Genomic DNA, 19,516 nt, shown 5'->3' on the forward strand with positions numbered 1-19,516 from the left:
AAAGGCGCTAGCCGTCAGCTGGTGTTTTTACAGTGCGAAAGGTGAAACCGTCAGCACGAACACTCGCCTCCCCTCCAGTCCAATCAACTCGCCTTGGCATGAAGTTTTGTCATCCCCAACTTTTGGTGAAGAGCCTTGTTATTGTAAATATACTACTTATTGGATATACTCCCTTTATTAGAGAAAGCGGGGTATGTGAATGAAAATAAAATTTTTACTTAGTTCGACTATTGTTGTTATGATTACTGCCATATTCGGAATTCGTGAATTTGTGAGTTTCAAACATACAAGCAACGAAGATAACTCAAAAAACGATAACGTTGTAGGAGTCGTTGGGGAAGCAACCGAACCTGTATTATTTAATGCAGAATTGGGGGAGTGGGCTTCGAAAATGAACGCAATGCTTTCTGAACCAATGGACAATCCAAAATTGAAAGAAGCCAATAACGACGAAGGTTTTGAATATTACTTGAAGGCACAAGAAGTCATTCGTGAATTTCCGGAACAATTGATGCTAGAAAGTGATAAAATCGAAAAGGAACATTCGAACTTGTTTCTTCTATCAAGTTACATTTCACATAATCAATTTGTACGCACGGCACATTTAGGTCCTAACGGTGAAGCGAAGGAGTCAACGGAACTTGCTGACCAATGGAACCCGACTGATAAAAACATGCGTCAAGCATTTGAATATATAAAGCAGATTGTGAATGATATTGACGCTGCGGTAAATCATAATGGAGAAGGCGAAATATATGGTATGTCGCATTTATTGAACGGCGATAAGATTTCAGAAGTGACGCAATTTATAAATGGCGGATGATGGGGAAATCAGAAGACCTCGAATCGATTAATGCCTTTCGCACACGTTACGAAAAAAAGCTTTAAAACCAGCTGAGCCTAAAATCGATTATTATCCCACGAATTTCAGTCCATTTGATGCCGATGCCCGGCTTTCTGTCAAACACGTGGAACGGGGCAAGTTAGCGTATTTTGAACATCGGATTGTCGATACGCTTCATGGCTTTATTATTGCAACAAACGTGACAGCCGCCAACGTTCCCGGCCATAAAACCTTACCTGGACAAGTCGATCAATTAAATGAATTGTTTGGAGCATATGCGAGAGAAATCACATTAGATGCAGGGTATTATAATGCTTCTTGTGCCATCACTAAACAGATTGTTAATTGCATAACCCTCAAGAGACCTCCCCGGGTAAGCATAACCGCTTTTTTCTCATGTAACTGCCAGATTTACTGTATGGGATTTTGGCAGCATTGGACTTCACTTTGTTTAGCAAGCTCATCCGGCCCAAGTCAACCTTTTATCTGATTTCTGTTCGTCAGTGCGGGAGTTCGCGTCCAACTTCCTTCAGATTCCACGTCACCATGGACACCCTTGTCTTTTCGCTAACAATCCCTACTGCCAAGCCTGTAGCGGACTTTCACCACCGAGCTGTTGTGCATGCCAGGCACATTAAAAAAGCACACCACTAAAATTTCATTTAGTAATGTGCATTTTCATTAAATGTGAAACATGATAAACAAAAATTCCATTTCATAAGACATAATATACAAGTACCTGTACTTTATCTTACAGAGTAACTTAATTTTTTTGTAAAAAACCTCCCTGACTAGAAAAAGCCGGGCAAAATTTCCCGTTGATAATGCTGATTTTTCCTGAGCCATACATTCAAAATTTGCCGATGGGTTAGCAGCTTTCTACGTGAAACATGCCTTCTTTGAGCCTCTTGCAAACTTTCCAGTAGAATACGTGTTTCGGTTAAGCATTGTTCAGGTTGTATAATCACTTGCAATGTCGGACTAATAAGCCGATACTGCTGCAAAAGCGCCAGCACCTTTGCAAATAATTGCCCCATCGCAATATAGTCCTCTTCTATTTTTAAATCAATACAATGATATAAAGTGTTTTCAACTTCTTTTTCCACAAATTCCATTGTCCGGATTTCCATATGTCACCTCATATTGGGTTTATTCTCCTCCATTATATAAAAATTCGGCAAAATAAAAAAGAAATCGAATTGCAAAAGCTGCGAAGCCGATTATTGCTTCGCAGCGCCAAATTTTATGCGTGTATCGCCTTGCCAAAAACAGATCTCGCTGCATCACCAACATGCTCACTTACGGTCGGATGCGGGAAAATGAGGCGTGCCAAATCTTTTACTGACCCTCCCAGCACTTTTGCGGCAAGCATTGAGTTGATCATTTCGGTCGCGCCGTCCCCAACGACACATGCCCCGTAAATATCCCCTTCAGGGCTCGCCACAAATTTCATGAAGCCTTGTGTATTGCCTTCAAGCAGGGCTTTCGGGTTTGTCGGCAAATACATTTTTGTGACAATACTGTCCGCAGGCGCTTCATGCTCAAGCATGCCGAAAGTCGCAATTTCCGGATGTGTATATACACAGCGCGGAATTTCCTGCTGATTGATCACTTTTGGATGTTTTCCTAAAATATAGTCAACTGCATGTACACCTTCTGCACTTGCAGAATGTGCAAGCTGGAAGCCCCCAACTAAGTCGCCAATCGCAAAAATGCCCTGAATGCTCGTTTCATAGTGGTTGTTCACTTTTATTAAACGTCCATCCATTTGCATTTCCAGCGCCTCAGCTATTTCGGTATTTGGACGGCGCCCTGTCGCAAACAACAAATTTTCATACGGGAAATTCCCGATCGATGTTTGCACTTCGGTTTCATGAATTTCTTCAAATGTGAAATCCGTGATGAGCTCGATTCCCAGCAGCTTCATTTTTTCTTTAATAATCGGACGGGCATCCGGTTCTTCTGTTTGCAGTATATCTTTACTATGGTTTAATACGGTTACCTTTGTTCCCATAGGCGCTAAAGCAAATGCCATTTCAATTGCAATGACCCCGCCCCCGATAATCGTTAGCTGTTCAGGAAGCTGCTCGATCGAGAAAAATGTATCTGTCGTATAGTAATTTGCCGTTTCAATCCCTTTAAAAGGAGGGACAAATGGGCGGCTTCCTGTTGCCAAAATAACATGTTTTGCCGTAAAAGTTTCGGTGCCGACAATGACTTTTCGTTCTGCGGTCACTGTCGCTTTTCCTCTATACATCGTAATTTGCGCATTTTCAATAAACGTTTCAATATTCATCAATAATTCCTCGACAACCCGGTCTTTACGCTGCATTAATTTAGGGAAGTCAATATTAATCGTAGGTACGGTAACACCCCAATTGGTTCCTCGCCGGATTTCCTGCACTAATTTACTATGCTCCAGCATAATTTTTGAAGGAATACAGCCGACATTATAACAAGCGCCACCTACTTTATCCTTTTCAACAAGCGCTACTTTCAACCCGCTTTTTGCTGCATGAATCGCAGCTACATATCCTCCTGGTCCTGCACCAATGACTGCCAAATCAAAATTTTCCATATTTTCCACCTCATTTTTCACATTAGCACTGCAATTTGCGGAATGCAACTACACTTCCATTTTTCATTCGAAAATTATTGTCCCGTATGCGGATGACCACAAACTGCAGTTCCAGTTCCACAGCATTTAAAATATGCCATTCCCTTTCAGCATCTTTACTTAAACCAATATGTAACACTAAAAAAAGCTTGACCGAATTCATGCTCGGCCAAGCTTGAAACTGTTTCATGCTAAAACTTGAATTGATCTACTTGCTTTTGCAGCTCCTCTGCCATTTGCTCCAGACTTTCCGACTCAGCACTGATGGTGGAAACAGCACTGCCGAATTGTTGCACTGTTAATGTGACCGTCTGTACTTGTTCGTCCGCATTTCGCGCAGTTGATGCCATCTCCTCAACGGCAGCCGATACTTGTTCCGTATTGGCAGACATTTGTTCCGCTGCTGCACTTAAGCCTTCCATTTCCACGGTAATTGTTGAAATTGCCTGTACTATTTCCGTAAATCGTTCACTTACATTGCCGATTGTTGCAATGCCCTCACCTACATTTTCCGAGCTTCCTTTCGCTGCTTCCAGCACATCCTTCGTATACACTTGGACAGTGGCGATTAATCCATTGATTTTCGCGGCCGAGTTTGCCGTTTGTTCGGAAAGCTTGCGTACCTCATCTGCTACAACTGCAAAACCTTTTCCTGCTTCTCCGGCACGTGCAGCTTCGATTGATGCATTTAAAGCTAGCAAATTTGTTTGATCAGCAATGTCTGTAATAATTTTTGATATGGAGCCGATTTCTTTGGATTCGTTTTCCAATAAGCTGATAATTTGCAGTTCACGTTCTGCACCTGATTGAATAGAGCGCATTTGTCTAATCGAATCAGCCACCGCTTGCTCGCCCTCTCTCATTTTTTGCCGGATAAAATCGACGTTTTCAACAATTAATGATGCCGATTCAGCGACATTTTGAATACCTTGGGACATTTGCTCCATCGATTGCGCGCTTTCCGAAGCCATGACAGTTTGTGTCTTGGAACCTTCTGAAACTTCATTAATTGCACGGATGATTTGATTCATCACATTTTCCATCTTCTCAATGCTGTCGCCCATCTCAATGCTTGCATTCGAAACTTTTACAGAACCATCATTCACATTATTCATAGCAGAACGTGTATTGCTTGCCATCATTTGAATCGATTTCGCCAATTGCCCAATTTCATCTTGCCGATGAATATATTTTTCGCTGAGCATTGTTGTAAAGTCCCCTGCAGCATATTCTTCGCTTACTTTTCTGATTTCATTGACTGGCTTGGAAATAGAAAGCGCAATCCAACGTGTCAAAATCATCGCGATAAGCAAAGTAATAATGGAAGCGATAATGACTAAATTCCGCGTTTTGTCAAGGCTAGCCAAAAATTCTTCCTCCATTGCGACAAGACCGACTTTCCATCCGTTGTTTAGCGTATCAAACGCAATATATCGCTGCCCCCCGCTTGACGACATATATGGCACGATGCCCATATCATCAGGCAGTACAGTCGATTTCAAAGCATTCGCCTCCTCTATCATTGTGCCATTCTTTTCGGCCTGCTCAATAAAATTCAATGATTCCTTCACCCATTCTAGATTACGGTGGCCCAATACTGTTCCTTCACCTGTCAGCACAAGCGCGAATCCTGTTTCGCCAACTTTCACATCGGACGCAATATTGGCCATCATATAACCATCCAAAACAGCAATAAGTGCATGTTTCCCTGATGTTTTTGTATCGATTGGAGAGACGACAAGCATTAGTGGCTCCCCATTTTCATCACTGCGGAAAATTTCCGAAATGACTGTATTTCCATCCAATGCGCTTTGAACAGCCGGTATGTTGGATACATCTGTCATTATTCCATTAAAGAAATCAGCCTGTCCTTTTTCATTCACAATGGCAAAGTGTAAATATTCTTCTATATTATCAATTTGTTGATTTAAGTAATTTTCCATAATCGGTTTGTTTAAATTTTGAATTTCCTGTCGGGTTGCAATAGTTTCAACATCTGCCATGATTCTCGCCATTTTTTCATCCACATAATCTTTCATACTATTCGCTTGTATCACTAAGCTCTCTTCTAATTGCTGCTGAATTGTCGCCTTCGTTGTGGAGTACGTAACATACATTAAAGTACATATTACAACGACTAGTATTCCAATAATTGAAAGTGATAATTTGAGTCGAATTGATTTTAATTCTCTCATAATAATGCCCCCTTTCAACTATTATAAATACCATTTTTATACAAAACAATACTATCGAAAATAAAATTATTTATAAGTAATTTAGGATTTGAAATGCCGTTTTCCCGCTATTTTATATTGCTTTTTAATGATTACAAATAAAAAAACAGCAATTACACAATAATAATCGCTGATAGTTAATATATTATTTTAATATTTTGATTTCAACTTTTTTTCGTCCCCAATTATAGGCGATTTTCTTCGTTTTCACAAATACATCAATTCGATTCCCTTTTATGGAGCCGCCTGTATCGCCGGCGACCGCAATGCCGTATCCTTCCACCCATACTTTTGTTCCTAGAGGGATAACTTTCGGGTCTACAGCGATTAATTTAATGTTCGGGTCTTTCTTTAAATCAATGCCATATGCTGTTTTGCCTGAGCAGCCTTTACAATATGCCGTAAATGCGCTCGCTTCGACAGTCAATGTGCTTACTACTTCAAAGTCATCCAACGTTTCTTTTTTTTCTGCTGTTTCTTTTTTATTTTGAATATGGTCCGGCAATTTTAAAACGAAGCCCTCAGATGCTTGTTCTATATCGGCAAGTTCATTTAATTCCAATAATGTGTATACTGTCGTGTCATAACGTTCTGCAATTTCATCCAATTCTTCTCCTTGCTTCACTGTATGTGTTGCAGCATCAGCAATATTGGAGCAGGATAAGATAGTGATAATTATGAAAGCAAGGCTAAATAATAGTTTATTCCGAAACATATTAGTTATTTCCCCCTGTACCATTTGTAATATTTAACAAAAACAAACTAAGTACAGTGTACACATTGAATATTTCAAATATATTACAGGAATGTATTATAAAAATTACAAAATTATGCTCATAATAACATTTTGTAATAAAAAAACTGTCTCGAAGGTTGATTTTCAAGACAGCTTTTCACTCTTATTCTACATTACAGTCTCTTCTGGTTCATAGTTGATCATTTCTTTTATTATGTTGTTGTCTCCCATAATGGCAACAGTCGGTTTATGATCGGCTATTTCTTTATTGTCCACATACACATACGAAATGATAATGACAATATCGCCCTTTTGCACAAGACGTGCTGCTGCGCCATTTACACAGATGACACCTGACCCGCGCTCTCCCGCGATGATATATGTTTCAAAACGCGCTCCGTTATTATTGTTTACGATATGCACCTTTTCATTTGCCAGCATGCCAACCGCGTCTAAAATATCCTCATCAATCGTAATCGAGCCTACATAATTCAAATCTGCCTGTGTTACTTGTGCACGGTGGATTTTACTATTCATCATCATTCTAAACATGTGCTACTTCCCCTTTTAAAGAAAAAATTAAATTATCGATTAAACGTGTTTTTCCGATATATACAGCAGCCGCCAAGACGATTTGCCCTGAATGTTCATCTACTTCTTTCAAGTCAGGATACGATAAAATCGAGAAATAATCGATTTTTCCATCTGTATTGTCTTCTATAATTTTCGTGGCAAGCGTTAATGCTTTTTCGACATTCCGTGATTCTATTAGCTCTCGTTTTGCCAATTGGAGCGCTTGTTGAATGGCGGGTGCCTGACAGCGTTCATCCGCGCTTAAATAAACATTGCGGCTCGATTTTGCCAAACCGTCCTCTTCGCGAACGACTGGAATAATCCGCAGCTCTACCGGGAAGTTATAATCGCGCACCAGCGTTTGAATAATCGCCACTTGTTGTGCATCCTTTTGACCGAAGTAAGCGCTGTCTGGCTGCACTAAATTAAAGAGCTTTGCCACGATTTGCAATACCCCATCAAAATGGCCCGGCCGACTCGCACCGCATAAAATTTGCGCTTGTCGCCCAGCCCGGATATAGATGCCGCCATCTTGTGGATATATCTCTTCCACAGACGGAGCAAATATATAATCCACGCCTGCTGATGCAGCGAGCTCCGTATCGCGCGCTAAATCGCGCGGATATGATTCGAAATCTTCATTTGGGCCAAATTGTGTAGGATTCACAAAAATGCTCATTATGACAACATCATTTTCTTTGCGTGCATTCGATGCCAATGTTAAATGCCCTTCATGCAAATAGCCCATCGTCGGCACAAGGCCGATTGTTTGCCTGTTGTTTTTTGCTGCAAGCACGGCATCTCGTATTTCGGCAATTGTCGTCAATACATTCATTATTTTACGCCTCCGTATAGCTCGTTTAATTCATCTTCTTTCATCGTAAAGCTTTGTTGCAATGTCGGGAACGTCCCTGCTTTTACAGCTTTCGCATAATTGGCGATACCACGTTCAATTTCGTCACCGACTTGTGCAAAACCTTCGACAAATTTCGGAATATGGTGCTTTCCGTATTGCAATAAATCATGGAACACTAAAACTTGGCCATCCGCGTTTACACCAGCGCCAATTCCAATCGTCGGAATCTTCAACTTTTGCGATACGACTTCAGTCAGCTGATGAGGGATACATTCAAGCACAACTGCACATGCGCCCGCTTGTTCGACTAATAAAGCATCGGCCATTAATTTTTCAGCCTGCTGAGCGGTTTTCCCTTGCACTTTATAGCCGCCGAGAACGCCTGCAGATTGTGGCAGCAGCCCTAAATGCGCCACAACCGGAATGCCTGCATCGGTCAGCTTTTTTATGACAGGTATAATTTCATCCGCGCCTTCCACTTTTAGTGCGTTCGCGTTCGTTTGCTGTATCATTTGCACAGCTGTTTTAAGTGTTTCATTGACATCGCCGTGATACGAGGCAAAAGGCATATCGACAACGATGAATGTATTTGGGGCACCGCGACGAACCGCTTTGCTGTGATGAATCATATCATCGACCGTAACACGCATTGTCGATTCATAGCCCAAGACGACCATCCCCAATGAGTCACCAACTAGAATCATATCGACTTCTGCCGCTTCGGAAAATTTGGCTCCCGGATAATCATATGCCGTAATCATGACGATTTTTTCGTTTTGCTCCTTCATTTTCAAAAACTGAGCTGTTGTTTTCATGTTATTCCTCCTCAAGTGGAAAGAAAACAAAAATACCCTTCTGTCTAAATTTAGACAGAAGGGTGGTGTCTTACGTTAATCAACATATTTCATACTTTAGATGAACAGTTTTCACACGAAAAAATGAGCTGTTCGTGGATATTTCAACAACTAATACGTTATTGTCCACTAATAAAGTGCAAAATGATGCGAAATGCAACGCGTGTTTTCTTCCGTCTCTGTCTTGTGTAGATCAAAGCAGATTTTTTTATCATTTACTGTTAAAAACAGGTACAGTTCTTTAATAGATACTGTCCTAGAGCTACTATAACAAGTTTGAAAGAAAACGTACAGAATAATTCACTTTTTCTGCAAAAAGAAATTATCCAGCAGAACAATATGAAGCCCGCTATCGGGTATTGTAAATCCGTATGCAAAAACAGCGGGCTGGCCGGTTTACAATAATTCGATATCAGCCGAATAAATGCCTTTAATATCGCCATTTGCTTGACGAATTTCCAGCACACCGCTTTCTGTAATGCCTATTGCCTGTCCTTCAACTACTTCTCGCAAAGTTGTCGCTTTTACTTGTTTTCCAATTGTTCCTGAAGACTCTTCCCATATTTTTTTAATTAATGCAAAACCGTTTTTCACATAATGATCACTGTAATGCTCCAAAAAATCGAGCACATTTGCGACTAAATGCACGCGCTCAATCCCCTTGCCTTCTTCAATCGAAATTGATGTCGCAATCTGTTTTAATTGTTCAGGGAAATCATCCCGCTTCTGATTCACATTAATGCCGATTCCGATTAGCAATGCTTGTATACGATCTGCTTCTGCCACCATTTCAGTTAAAATGCCTGTCGTTTTTTTGCCGTTTATCAAAATATCATTCGGCCATTTAATTTCGGGAGTGAAGTTTTTAAAACTTGCCTTCATCGCTTGGACGATCGATACAGCCGTTACGAGTGTAAATTGCGGTGCTTGATGCGGGGCGATATCAGGGCGGATAATTAGCGTCATCCAAATACCTTTCCCTTCAGATGAATCCCATTCGCGCATCATGCGCCCGCGCCCTGCTGTTTGATGTTCAGCAATGACAATTGTGCCATCTGGCGCATCCGCCCTTACAAGCTCATGGGCTACGAGCTGTGTCGATTCAACTCTTTCATAATAATGCACTTGCCGGCCATAGCGCTTCGTCGTCAAAAACTGCTGCAATTGCCCCATATCGACTTTATCGGGCACCGACAAAAGCTTATACCCCCGTTTTTTCACCGTTTCAAACTCATAGCCTTCTTGCTTCAATGTTTGCATATGCTTCCAAATAGCCGTTCTTGAAACTTGAAGCTCATCCGCTAAAACCTGCCCCGAAATGGGCTCCCCTCCCGCGTTTAAAAACCGTTTTAAAATTTCATCCTTCATCGTCAAATGCATGAAACCATTCCTTTAACTGTTGTTTATCATTATCGACTTCATTGTTCACGACGGCTTGAATCGCTGCATCCAAAGTCGTTTTAATCCAGGCACCGCGTTTTTTGGACGACCAGTTCAATAAATCTTTCCCGGATATCGCAAGCTGCTGCGCATTTTGGATCGGCAAGTTATCTTTTCGCTCTGCCAAAGTTTCATATGAAAATGAAAGTATTCGATTTTGCCATTTGGCAAATTGATAGGCTGTCTGTAATATATACAAATCAAAACGCATTAAATCGATAGGCCGTATGCCATTTATTAAGCTTTCATATGCTTCCAGAACACTTTTCGCAAACAGCTTATCGTTGTTCGAACAACGATAGGCGGATAGCAAAGAGAGGTCGCATTCATTGACGAGACAAAAGTAAGCCCAGCCGACTCGGCGATCTTCCGAATAGAAATCCGTCCATTTATATTGATTGAAATCGCCTTGCAAGTATCGGCCTAATGTTGTATTTTCCATATATTCGATTCCAAGCCGGACATGATTGGATATGAAAATTTTTGATAGCTCCACTTGAATCCGTTCCATCGCAATATATGTGATCGTAGCCGCTTTTTGTTGTATCGCCTGAAATGTTTTGCCCTCTATCGAAAAATGGAGTTGTGCTGCAAAGCGAACGGCCCGCAGCATACGTAATGCGTCCTCTTCAAACCGTTGAATTGGTTCGCCTACTGCGCAAATTATTTTACTATCAATATGCTGACGACCATTATAAAAGTCGATGTATTCCCCTGATTTACTGAGCGCCATCGCATTCATTGTAAAATCCCGACGCTTTAAATCCTCTTTTAAATTACGGACAAATTGCACGTTATCAGGGCGGCGATGATCGCTGTAAGTAGACTCTGTCCGATATGTCGTCACTTCGATCGGTTCGTTGCAATCAAGCACAAGCACAGTGCCATGAGCGATTCCTATGTCAATTGTATGAGGAAAAACGGCCTGGATTTCTTCGGGCAATGCACTAGTGGCAATATCAACATCATTATTTTCCTTTTTCAAATAATAATCCCTTACTGCCCCCCCGACGATAAATGCTTCAAAACCGGCTTGTTCTATCTTATTAATGACTTCCTTCGCTGCTTGCCACTGTTTTGGAATCATTCTTTTTTTCCGCCACTCTTTCATATAGTCGTTCATATTGCTCAATCATTTTTGATTCATGGAATTGTTCACGGACTGCTTGTAATGCCGCCTGTCGGAAAGAAGCGTGTTTTTCCTCGTCCTGCAGCAACTCGACTGCATAATCCGCAACTGCCTGCGTATCACCAAGCTCCACTAAATAGCCGTTTACACCGTGATCGATCACTTCCGGAATCCCTCCGATTGCTGTGCCGATTCCCGGGACGCCGCAAGCCATCGCTTCTAGTAAGACTAGTCCAAAAGATTCCTTTTCAGATAGCAATAACTTTAAATCACTAATTGCGAATAGCTCGGTAATATTTTCTTGCTTACCTAGGAATAGTACATCTTTTTTATATGGTGAAGCTTTTACAATATCCATAACGCGCTGTTTTTCCGGTCCATCTCCGACCAGCAATAATTTGGCAGGCAACTGTTCGCGAATTTTCATAAATGAATTAACAATATCGGGCAAGTTCTTGATTTTCCGGAAATTCGAAATGTGGATCAGTACTTTTTCATGCGGCAAAATACCGAATTGCTCTTTTAAATTGCCTGGGTCAACCGGCTTAAATACATTGTCGTCCACAAAATTGTAAATCGTATCAATCGGCACTTTCGTATCTATCAAATCATAAGTTTGCTGTTTCAATGATTCCGAGACCGCTGTAACCGCATCCGAACAATCAATCCCATATTTAATCGCCTGGGCCAATGTCGAATCTTCGCCTAAAACAGAAATATCCGTACCATGCAATGTTGTGACAATACCGAAATCCTCGCCGCTCATATGGCGGGCCAATACAGCGCATACAGCATGTGGAATCGCGTAATGCACATGCAATATATCCAGCTTCTCCTCTTTCACAACATCCGCCATCTTACTAGCTAAAGCAATATCGTATGGTGGATATTGAAATACCGAATAATTATTAACTTCAACTTCATGGAAAAAGACGTTTGGATAAATTTTATTAAGTCGAAATGGTACACTCGATGTAATGAAGTGAATTTCATGTCCTCGTTCTGCCAACATTTTCCCCAGTTCTGTTGCAATAACTCCTGAACCTCCAACTGTCGGATAACATGTAATACCAATTTTTAATTTTTTCATTCGTCTCCCCATCCTTTCAAAAGTACAATTAATTATTCTTTATTGCCTGCGTTGCTCCAAAATGCGCCAATCAACAAAGCCTTCTTGTAATCCCTTCAGCAAAATTTCCGCTGTCCCCATATTTGTCGCAAGCGGGATATGATATAAATCGCATAATCTCACCAACGCCATAACGTCTGGTTCATGCGGCTGGGCTGTTAAAGGATCACGGAAGAAAAAAACCATATCCATGTCATTATTGGCAATCATCGCCCCAATTTGCTGATCTCCGCCTAATGGGCCAGATCTGAATTTTGTAATGGAAAGCCCTGTTTCAGCTTCAATCATTGTACCAGTCGTTCCTGTAGCATATAAATCATGCTCTTCCAAAATAGCTCGATATGCAATCGCAAACTGAATCAGATTATCCTTTTTCCGATCATGTGCTATTAACGCAATTTTCATAAATTTCAACTCATTTCTAAAGGATGTTCTCTAAACCGTATATTAATGTATTACTTTTCATGACTTTTTCAATACTAAATACAACACCGCCCATGAAACTGCTGCGATTTAAAGAATCATGACGAATTGTTAATAGCTCCCCTGTCCCCCCAAATAATACTTGTTGATGGGCGACTAAACCTGGAAGTCTCACCGAATGAATGCGCATCCCTTCAAAGTCCGCGCCTCTTGCACCAGTATGTGTTTCTTTTTCATTTGGATGTCCTTGTTCTTTCGCCCCCCGCGCTTGGCTGATTAGCTGCGCTGTTTTAATACCTGTACCCGACGGCGCATCAAGCTTTTGATCATGGTGCATCTCAATAATTTCTACATCGGGGAAATATTTCACCGCATCTTTCGCAAACTTCATCATCAATATGGCACCAATGGCAAAGTTCGGTGCGATAATACAGCCCAATTGCTTCTCTTTTGCCAATTGCTGCAATTCTTCAAGCTGTTCATCTGTAAAGCCTGTCGTGCCAACAACAGGTCTCACATTATGTAATAACGCTTCTTTTGTCCGTTCATAGACACAATGCGGATTCGTTAAATCAACAAGCACATCCGGTTTTGTGTGTTGTACAAGCTCGCTAAAATTTATATAAATTGGAATTTCATAATCGTTGGGGAATTCATCCAATGCCGCAAGTGTTGTGCCGACTTCTTTATAATCCAATGCTGCAACAAGCTCCATCGATTCGTTTTTCATAATAGTATGTACTGCTTCCATTCCCATTTTGCCTCGTGCTCCGGCAATCGCTACTCTGATAGTCATAACATAAACTCCTTTATTCTTAAAACTGCAATATTTTATTTTATTTTGCCCATAATCGTAATAGGACTATAAAAAAACTCCACATAATTCAACTTTATTGACTCTGTTGTCAAATCCATTAAAATCAAACATAATAAACGTTGTAGCCTTTTTTCTACTTTAATAAACATTTTCTTACACATCACATGTCAGGAGGATTACTATGCAAGGTATTAAAATAAAAAACATCATCGGGATCCTCATCGGTACAGCTCTCTTCAGTTTTGGGTTTGTGCACTTCAATATGCAGAACCAACTCGGTGAAGGTGGATTTAGTGGTATTACACTTATTTTATATTTTACACTAAATTGGGACCCAGCATTAATGAATTTACTCTTAAATATTCCAATGTTCATACTTGGGTGGCGTTTACTAGGTAGAAAATCATTCATCTATACAATTATCGGTACGATTGGCGTATCCGTTTTCTTAAAAATATTCCAAATATACGAAGTCGATATGAACTTACAGGATGACCTATTCCTCGTATCTCTATTTGCCGGTGTATTTGTTGGGATCGGCTTGGGCATTGTATTCCGTTTTGGCGGCACGACCGGCGGGGTAGATATTTTAGCGCGGCTCGCGAATAAATATCTCGGCTGGAGCATGGGCAAAACGATGTTCGGTTTTGATTTTTTCGTCATTATCCTTTCATGGCTGACGTTTTTAGATGCTCGCTCTATGATGTATACATTGGTCGCCGTCTATATTGGCGGTCGTGTCATCGATTTCGTGCAAGAAGGTGCTTATTCGGCAAAGGGCGCCTTTATCATTTCGCTTCAATCCGATGAAATAGCTGATTTGATTTCGGAAAAAATGGATCGTGGCGTCACGATATTCGATGGACACGGCCATTTTACGAAAGAGCACCGGAATGTACTCTACTGTGTTGTGGCGCGAAATGAAATCGTCCGTTTAAAAAACATTGTCCATGGGATTGACCCGCATGCATTCGTCTCGATAATGGACGTTCGCGATGTTGCGGGTGAAGGCTTTACATTAGATGATAAAAAGCAGCCAATAAATTAAAAAAAGTGTTAGGTAAACTGAATTTACCTAACACTTTTTGAAAATCAATCGTCGGAACTCATGCCTGTATAAATCAAGATGAGACGCAATAGCTCCATAACCGCTACAGCCGCTGCCGCAACATATGTCATCGCCGCCGCATTCAGCACTTTGCGCGCAGAACGCTCTTCTCCATTATTAATGATGCCTAAGGAAACGACTTCATTCATCGCCCGTTTCGACGCATCAAACTCCACTGGCAATGTTACTAATTGGAATACAACACCTGCTGCCAATAAAACAATACCTAAAGCTAAAAAGCCTGTTGATGAAGCGAATATACCAATCAGCACGAAAATCCATGACATATTTGATGAAATATTAGCAACCGGGACCAGTTTTGAACGTAATGTTAAAAATGAATAGGCATCCGCATGCTGCATCGCATGACCGACTTCGTGCGCCGCTACAGCTGTACCAGCGATCGAAGAATTGTAATAGTTGTCTTCAGATAATGCAACAGTTTTAGTTGCAGGATTATAGTGATCAGCTAAATAACCTTGTGTTGGCACGACACGTACATCTGTCAAACCATGCTGATCTAAAATGTAACGTGCCACTTGTGCACCCGTCATCCCTTTTTCAGCTGAAACTTTAGCGAACTTTTTGTACGTACTTTTCACCTTCATTTGCGCATACAACGGTAATAGCATAATGATGATAAAATAAACGATATACATTCCCATTATCGTACTTCCTTTCTATATCTTTCAATTCTCTTTAATTCTAAAGACTTTCTACTGCTGTTGCAAATATTCGCGCTTGCGGCTTTCCAAAAAAGCGAGCAATATACATGCAATCGAAAGCCAAAATGTGAAATATCCAATCTCGCTTGGATATTGATAAATCACACGGTAAAATGGCATTTGGCCAAACAAATAATCGATAATGTCATTATGCAGCGTCCAAATAGCAGCAACCATCACGTGCCACATTTTAAATCGATATTTTGGTAAATAAAGAACTGCTTGTACTGCCATTAAAAAATGCGAAGCGACCAACATCCAGCCTGCCGCCCCTAGTTCACCCGTTTCTGCCAATGTAAGGAGATTCATTACAACTGCCCATAGACCATATTTGATTAATGTAACGAGTGCAAGCACTTCCATCAATTTATAATTTTTCCCGAAAAGCCAACCAATAATAGCGAAGCAGAAAAATAAGCTCGCAGTCGGTGAATCCGGGACAAAAATATAATAAATCGGCTCTGTTACTGCAAGCTGTCCTTTATACCAATAATAACCGTAAATCGTTCCGAGCAAATTAATAATAAGCAATAAACTTAAAAATGCGCGCTGGTTCATCAAATACCAAAATTGCATGACGTATGCTCTCATTTGTTCTCCTTCTTTTCCTAGTCGAAATTCTTTTCATATCATATGTATTTTGTGCAACTTTCATAAAAGATGCACGTCTTTTATTATATACGCGCTTAGTAAGAGAAGCAAAAAATTTCTATAGAAAAAGAGAGTCAGCATTCTGACCCTCTTTAAGTTAAAAATGATTATTCTGCTTCCTTTAATCCTGCGATAAATTCAGCTAAAACTTGAAGCTCTTCTTCAGTACCTGTAAATGCTCCACCTGGCATACCGCCGCGGCCATTTACGATTACTTCTTGTACTTCTTCGGCTGTTAATTCATTGCCTAAAAGCATAGGTCCAGATACACCAGCTAAGTCTCCGCCGTGACATCCGATACATGAAGCCTGAGCTTGGTAAATTTCATAGCCTTCAGAAGTTTCATCAACCTCAACATCCGGTAATAACCCTAAATGTTTATCAGTAATTTCACCTTGTGCTTTAACCGCTTCCCAGTTAGTCGCATCAACTGATTCCCAAGTTGTATAAATAAGTGCTGCTACTGCCAACAACATGAATGCTGTTGGTAACGGACGTTTTGATGGGCGACGTTCAGGCGTTGTATCCAAGAAAGGCGCCAATGCCAAAGCACCAAATGCGATACCTGGAATTACCATCGCTCCAATTACGTTATATGGACCAGATGCATATGAGTATTTTAATAATTGGTACATCGATAGGAAGTACCAGTCCGGTAACGGAATATAAGATGCATTTGTTGGATCTGCCGGACCTTCAAGTGGTGAAGGATGTGCGACAGTTAATAGTAAATAACCGATTAGGAAAACCGCTCCAACCATCCATTCTTTTAATAGAAAGTCAGGCCAGAAAGCTTCTGTTTTCCCTGGATACTCGGTATAATCTTTCGGCACGTTCGGCATACGGTTATTCGCTTTTACACGTGAATCACCTACGAACTTCATACCTTTTCCGCGTTGCATAGTGTCCCCTCCTTAAAAAGTAGTACAATTAGTTTCAGATCATAGAGGTCCTGAAATACCTTGGCGGCGGATCATAATAAAGTGAACTGCCAATAAAGCAAATAATGCTGCTGGTAAGAAGAATACATGAATAGCAAAGAAACGAGTTAAAGTTTGCGCACCAATAATCGTTGAGTCTCCAGCTAATAATACTTTTATCGTTTCGCCTAAAAACGGAACAGATGCAGCAATTTCAATACCTACTTTAGTTGCGAATAATGCTTTCATATCCCATGGCAATAAATAACCTGTGAAACCTAAACCTAACATAATTGCAAAAATACCTACACCAACTAACCAGTTTAATTCACGAGGTTTTTTATAAGAACCTGTGAAGAATACACGAAGTGTATGTAAGAACATCATAACGATTACTAAAGACGCCCCCCAATGGTGCATACCACGAACGATTTCACCGAATGCTACTTCGTTTTGTAAATAATAAACTGATTTCCAAGCATTTTCTACGTCTGGTACGTAGTACATTGTCAAGAACATACCTGATAGAATTTGAATTACTGTGATGAAGAAAGTTAATCCCCCGAAACAGTAAACGAATGCTGAAAAGTGATGGGCAGGGTTAACGTGCTCTGGCACTTCGTGGTCGGCAATATCACGCCAAATAGGAGTAATATCTAAACGTTCATCGACCCAATCATAAATTTTATTTAGCACTGTGTCGTACCCCCTAACTTATTTAGTTACTGTGTGTGTTTGCGATTTTTTTCCCAAGCATCAAGAAGCCATCATTTTCTGCCACCTCAAACATATCAAGTGGACCAAGTGGCGGTGTCCCTTTTACGTTTACACCTGTTTTCTCATAACGTCCCGCGTGACATGCACAGAAGAACTGATCTGGGTGGTCTGGATTGCTAGCCCAGTTTACTGTACAACCTAAATGCTTACATACAGGTGATATTGCGATAATTTGGTCACCTTCTTTGTAAACCCAAGCTGCATCCGCAACTTCCGATTTGTACCAACCATCCGTTTGTTCATACGAGAAGTCAACTTTAACCGGTACCTCTGTAATTTCAGCAGCTTTTTGGCTCGTTTGTACGAATTCCCCTTCTTCCTTCGTTTGAAGAATTGGGTCGATAGCAAAACGCACCATCGGCATTAACATACCAGCTGCCATAAATCCACCTACGCCTGTAATTGAATACGTTAAAAATTGACGTCTTGTAACTCGATTCTTACTCATCCTTTTCCCCCCTCTTACTAAAAGGTCAGTCCAACGGACATATACTTTTAAAAATAGTAAATAACTAGGACATATCTATGATATATCAACTGAATAAGTTGGTCAATATAGCATTCATTTCCATTTGTGTAGTTTGTGAACATTTAATGAATCTAACGTCGTATGTTATATCCAAACATTTGTTAAACCTGGAATAACTTGTTTTAACTGATCTTCCAAAATTCGCTGTTTAACCGTTTTATCCATCGATTCAAGGGGAATTGCAGGCAACCAAATGATATTCAATAATTGCTTATGCTCAGTCCAACTGTGATCACATGTAATAAAAACAACAGATTTAAAGCCCGCTTCCTTTAATTCTTGTTCAAGCGCCGACGGTAATGCTTCCGACTTTGTTTGGACAGTATAGGAAAATGGCGGCAATAGCATAAGACGCCCTTTAAACTGCTGTTCAATAAAATTCGTTAAAGACATTAAATATTCTGAAGCGGAACTGCTTTGTTTCATCCCTTGCTCTGAAAAATCCAGTTGAACAAGCGGAACAATCGCAGTATCAATAAACTGCTTCTGTGCTTGGAATTGTTCTACATCATTTACTTTAAAGTTCATCTTCATTCCTCCTAGGACATTTGAAACTACAATAATTAGGAAAAAAGTAATTTTTTGCTCAAAACCCACTTTAAATTACTTCGAATATTTTAACGCTTGCAATAAATTGGATAATTCGAAAAAGCGATCTTTATCTCCCGCGTCCAGTGCATTGTCAATTTCCTTTAATAATTGCTGCTCCTGAAACTCTAATACACTGTTTTCCAGCAATCGCTGTGCTGCGAGACGGTCTTTTTCGCTTATGAATATATCTTTTGGTATATACGGATTTTCCTCCAAAACCGCCAAATATAACGGATCTGGCGGAATGCTTGGAAAATTCAGCTGAAAATAGATGGATTCATGTGCATTAATACGCAAATCATGAAATGCTTTTTCTGCATCCGATGTCATAATATTTTCTTTATAGAACCGGAAAGGAATACTTGTTGTCTCGATTGTCGACATAACAATCGAGCGCGGGCAATAATGTGCTTCATCAACAAAGTGAACATTTTCCAACAAATCGTCATTGCTTAGCAAATAATTTAAAATCCATACCCCTTCACGTCTTTTTAACTGAAAATTTTTTAAAAACCATCTGATGAATAATCTTTTATCATTCAGTGGTACGGAATAGGTCAACA

General features: G+C 40.4%; 21 protein-coding genes. 2 read left to right on the forward strand and 19 right to left on the reverse strand.

Annotated elements, in window-relative coordinates; translation table 11 throughout:
* Positions 1-199: 199 nt before the first annotated feature.
* Positions 200-823 carry a hypothetical protein gene (locus ACTHOQ_RS01220; RefSeq protein WP_440493845.1) on the forward strand — a complete coding sequence of 208 codons (624 nt, stop codon included), beginning with the start codon at positions 200-202 and terminating at the stop codon, positions 821-823.
* 812 nt (positions 824-1,635) lie between these two features.
* Here ACTHOQ_RS01220 and ACTHOQ_RS01225 read toward each other — a convergent pair.
* The 12 genes from ACTHOQ_RS01225 to dapB all read right to left on the reverse strand — a co-directional run bounded on the left by ACTHOQ_RS01225 (position 1,636) and on the right by dapB (position 13,631).
* Positions 1,636-1,974, reverse strand: a complete 339-nt coding sequence (locus tag ACTHOQ_RS01225) for a transketolase (protein WP_440493846.1) — start codon at positions 1,972-1,974, stop codon at positions 1,636-1,638.
* A 113-nt stretch (positions 1,975-2,087) separates the two neighbouring features.
* Positions 2,088-3,422, reverse strand: coding sequence for a dihydrolipoyl dehydrogenase (lpdA, locus tag ACTHOQ_RS01230; RefSeq protein ID WP_440493847.1), 1,335 nt, complete (start codon positions 3,420-3,422; stop codon positions 2,088-2,090).
* A gap of 230 nt (positions 3,423-3,652) precedes the next feature.
* Positions 3,653-5,656, reverse strand: a complete 2,004-nt coding sequence (locus tag ACTHOQ_RS01235; protein ID WP_440493848.1) for a methyl-accepting chemotaxis protein — start codon at positions 5,654-5,656, stop codon at positions 3,653-3,655.
* Between the two features lie 184 nt (positions 5,657-5,840).
* Positions 5,841-6,410 carry a 3D domain-containing protein gene (locus tag ACTHOQ_RS01240; protein WP_440493849.1) on the reverse strand — a complete coding sequence of 190 codons (570 nt, stop codon included), beginning with the start codon at positions 6,408-6,410 and terminating at the stop codon, positions 5,841-5,843.
* 189 nt (positions 6,411-6,599) lie between these two features.
* The gene (panD, locus tag ACTHOQ_RS01245; RefSeq protein ID WP_440493850.1) at positions 6,600-6,983 is read right to left on the reverse strand and encodes an aspartate 1-decarboxylase; all 384 of its coding nucleotides are present in this window, start codon (positions 6,981-6,983) and stop codon (positions 6,600-6,602) included.
* Positions 6,976-7,839, reverse strand: a complete 864-nt coding sequence (gene panC / locus ACTHOQ_RS01250) for a pantoate--beta-alanine ligase (protein WP_440493851.1) — start codon at positions 7,837-7,839, stop codon at positions 6,976-6,978. The genes panD and panC overlap by 8 nt, the downstream gene beginning before the upstream one ends.
* Positions 7,839-8,675 (reverse strand): 3-methyl-2-oxobutanoate hydroxymethyltransferase, encoded by an 837-nt coding sequence (gene panB, locus ACTHOQ_RS01255; RefSeq protein ID WP_440493852.1) that lies wholly within the window; start codon positions 8,673-8,675, stop codon positions 7,839-7,841. The genes panC and panB overlap by 1 nt, the downstream gene beginning before the upstream one ends.
* A gap of 435 nt (positions 8,676-9,110) precedes the next feature.
* Positions 9,111-10,094 (reverse strand): biotin--[acetyl-CoA-carboxylase] ligase, encoded by a 984-nt coding sequence (locus ACTHOQ_RS01260; protein WP_440493853.1) that lies wholly within the window; start codon positions 10,092-10,094, stop codon positions 9,111-9,113.
* Positions 10,072-11,241 carry a CCA tRNA nucleotidyltransferase gene (locus ACTHOQ_RS01265; protein ID WP_440493854.1) on the reverse strand — a complete coding sequence of 390 codons (1,170 nt, stop codon included), beginning with the start codon at positions 11,239-11,241 and terminating at the stop codon, positions 10,072-10,074. Before ACTHOQ_RS01265 ends, ACTHOQ_RS01260 begins: the two co-directional genes overlap by 23 nt.
* On the reverse strand, positions 11,201-12,373 hold the full coding sequence (gene bshA / locus ACTHOQ_RS01270) for an N-acetyl-alpha-D-glucosaminyl L-malate synthase BshA (RefSeq protein ID WP_440493855.1): 1,173 nt from the start codon (positions 12,371-12,373) through the stop codon (positions 11,201-11,203). The genes ACTHOQ_RS01265 and bshA overlap by 41 nt, the downstream gene beginning before the upstream one ends.
* A 39-nt stretch (positions 12,374-12,412) precedes the next feature.
* Complete coding sequence (gene mgsA / locus ACTHOQ_RS01275) at positions 12,413-12,817, reverse strand: methylglyoxal synthase (protein WP_440493856.1); 405 nt, start codon at positions 12,815-12,817, stop codon at positions 12,413-12,415.
* Positions 12,818-12,833: 16 nt separating this feature from the next.
* On the reverse strand, positions 12,834-13,631 hold the full coding sequence (gene dapB / locus ACTHOQ_RS01280; RefSeq protein WP_440493857.1) for a 4-hydroxy-tetrahydrodipicolinate reductase: 798 nt from the start codon (positions 13,629-13,631) through the stop codon (positions 12,834-12,836).
* A gap of 202 nt (positions 13,632-13,833) precedes the next feature.
* Between dapB and ACTHOQ_RS01285 the strand changes: the two genes are divergently transcribed.
* Complete coding sequence (locus tag ACTHOQ_RS01285; RefSeq protein ID WP_440493858.1) at positions 13,834-14,700, forward strand: YitT family protein; 867 nt, start codon at positions 13,834-13,836, stop codon at positions 14,698-14,700.
* A 44-nt stretch (positions 14,701-14,744) separates the two neighbouring features.
* Here the strand turns inward: ACTHOQ_RS01285 and ACTHOQ_RS01290 are convergent, their stop codons facing one another.
* The 7 genes from ACTHOQ_RS01290 to ACTHOQ_RS01320 all read right to left on the reverse strand — a co-directional run bounded on the left by ACTHOQ_RS01290 (position 14,745) and on the right by ACTHOQ_RS01320 (position 19,514).
* Positions 14,745-15,425 carry a zinc metallopeptidase gene (locus tag ACTHOQ_RS01290; RefSeq protein ID WP_440493859.1) on the reverse strand — a complete coding sequence of 227 codons (681 nt, stop codon included), beginning with the start codon at positions 15,423-15,425 and terminating at the stop codon, positions 14,745-14,747.
* A gap of 51 nt (positions 15,426-15,476) precedes the next feature.
* Positions 15,477-16,076 carry a lipoprotein heptaprenylglyceryl N-acetyltransferase LhaT gene (gene lhaT, locus ACTHOQ_RS01295; RefSeq protein WP_440493860.1) on the reverse strand — a complete coding sequence of 200 codons (600 nt, stop codon included), beginning with the start codon at positions 16,074-16,076 and terminating at the stop codon, positions 15,477-15,479.
* Between the two features lie 167 nt (positions 16,077-16,243).
* Positions 16,244-17,038 carry a c-type cytochrome gene (locus ACTHOQ_RS01300; RefSeq protein ID WP_440493861.1) on the reverse strand — a complete coding sequence of 265 codons (795 nt, stop codon included), beginning with the start codon at positions 17,036-17,038 and terminating at the stop codon, positions 16,244-16,246.
* Between the two features lie 39 nt (positions 17,039-17,077).
* Entirely contained in the window at positions 17,078-17,752 is a 675-nt protein-coding gene (gene qcrB / locus ACTHOQ_RS01305) for a menaquinol-cytochrome c reductase cytochrome b subunit (RefSeq protein WP_339175884.1), read from the reverse strand.
* A 22-nt stretch (positions 17,753-17,774) separates the two neighbouring features.
* Complete coding sequence (locus ACTHOQ_RS01310; protein ID WP_440493862.1) at positions 17,775-18,281, reverse strand: QcrA and Rieske domain-containing protein; 507 nt, start codon at positions 18,279-18,281, stop codon at positions 17,775-17,777.
* A 165-nt stretch (positions 18,282-18,446) separates the two neighbouring features.
* Positions 18,447-18,890, reverse strand: a complete 444-nt coding sequence (locus ACTHOQ_RS01315; protein WP_440493863.1) for a YpiF family protein — start codon at positions 18,888-18,890, stop codon at positions 18,447-18,449.
* Positions 18,891-18,965: 75 nt separating this feature from the next.
* Positions 18,966-19,514: a ReoY family proteolytic degradation factor gene (locus ACTHOQ_RS01320; protein ID WP_440493864.1), complete on the reverse strand. Its 549-nt coding sequence runs from the start codon at positions 19,512-19,514 to the stop codon at positions 18,966-18,968.
* Positions 19,515-19,516: the final 2 nt, after the last annotated feature.

Source organism: Solibacillus silvestris (assembly GCF_051967575.1).
Taxonomy (GTDB): Bacteria; Bacillota; Bacilli; order Bacillales_A; family Planococcaceae; genus Solibacillus; species Solibacillus silvestris_B.

Coding starts and splice junctions, on each gene's coding strand:
- ACTHOQ_RS01220 (WP_440493845.1), top strand. CDS start 200: ATGAAAATAAAATTTTTACTTAGTTCGACTATTGTTGTTATGATTACT.
- ACTHOQ_RS01225 (WP_440493846.1), bottom strand. CDS start 1,974: ATGGAAATCCGGACAATGGAATTTGTGGAAAAAGAAGTTGAAAACACT.
- lpdA (WP_440493847.1), bottom strand. CDS start 3,422: ATGGAAAATTTTGATTTGGCAGTCATTGGTGCAGGACCAGGAGGATAT.
- ACTHOQ_RS01235 (WP_440493848.1), bottom strand. CDS start 5,656: ATGAGAGAATTAAAATCAATTCGACTCAAATTATCACTTTCAATTATT.
- ACTHOQ_RS01240 (WP_440493849.1), bottom strand. CDS start 6,410: ATGTTTCGGAATAAACTATTATTTAGCCTTGCTTTCATAATTATCACT.
- panD (WP_440493850.1), bottom strand. CDS start 6,983: ATGTTTAGAATGATGATGAATAGTAAAATCCACCGTGCACAAGTAACA.
- panC (WP_440493851.1), bottom strand. CDS start 7,839: ATGAATGTATTGACGACAATTGCCGAAATACGAGATGCCGTGCTTGCA.
- panB (WP_440493852.1), bottom strand. CDS start 8,675: ATGAAAACAACAGCTCAGTTTTTGAAAATGAAGGAGCAAAACGAAAAA.
- ACTHOQ_RS01260 (WP_440493853.1), bottom strand. CDS start 10,094: ATGCATTTGACGATGAAGGATGAAATTTTAAAACGGTTTTTAAACGCG.
- ACTHOQ_RS01265 (WP_440493854.1), bottom strand. CDS start 11,241: ATGATTCCAAAACAGTGGCAAGCAGCGAAGGAAGTCATTAATAAGATA.
- bshA (WP_440493855.1), bottom strand. CDS start 12,373: ATGAAAAAATTAAAAATTGGTATTACATGTTATCCGACAGTTGGAGGT.
- mgsA (WP_440493856.1), bottom strand. CDS start 12,817: ATGAAAATTGCGTTAATAGCACATGATCGGAAAAAGGATAATCTGATT.
- dapB (WP_440493857.1), bottom strand. CDS start 13,631: ATGACTATCAGAGTAGCGATTGCCGGAGCACGAGGCAAAATGGGAATG.
- ACTHOQ_RS01285 (WP_440493858.1), top strand. CDS start 13,834: ATGCAAGGTATTAAAATAAAAAACATCATCGGGATCCTCATCGGTACA.
- ACTHOQ_RS01290 (WP_440493859.1), bottom strand. CDS start 15,425: ATGGGAATGTATATCGTTTATTTTATCATCATTATGCTATTACCGTTG.
- lhaT (WP_440493860.1), bottom strand. CDS start 16,076: ATGAGAGCATACGTCATGCAATTTTGGTATTTGATGAACCAGCGCGCA.
- ACTHOQ_RS01300 (WP_440493861.1), bottom strand. CDS start 17,038: ATGCAACGCGGAAAAGGTATGAAGTTCGTAGGTGATTCACGTGTAAAA.
- ACTHOQ_RS01310 (WP_440493862.1), bottom strand. CDS start 18,281: ATGAGTAAGAATCGAGTTACAAGACGTCAATTTTTAACGTATTCAATT.
- ACTHOQ_RS01315 (WP_440493863.1), bottom strand. CDS start 18,890: ATGAACTTTAAAGTAAATGATGTAGAACAATTCCAAGCACAGAAGCAG.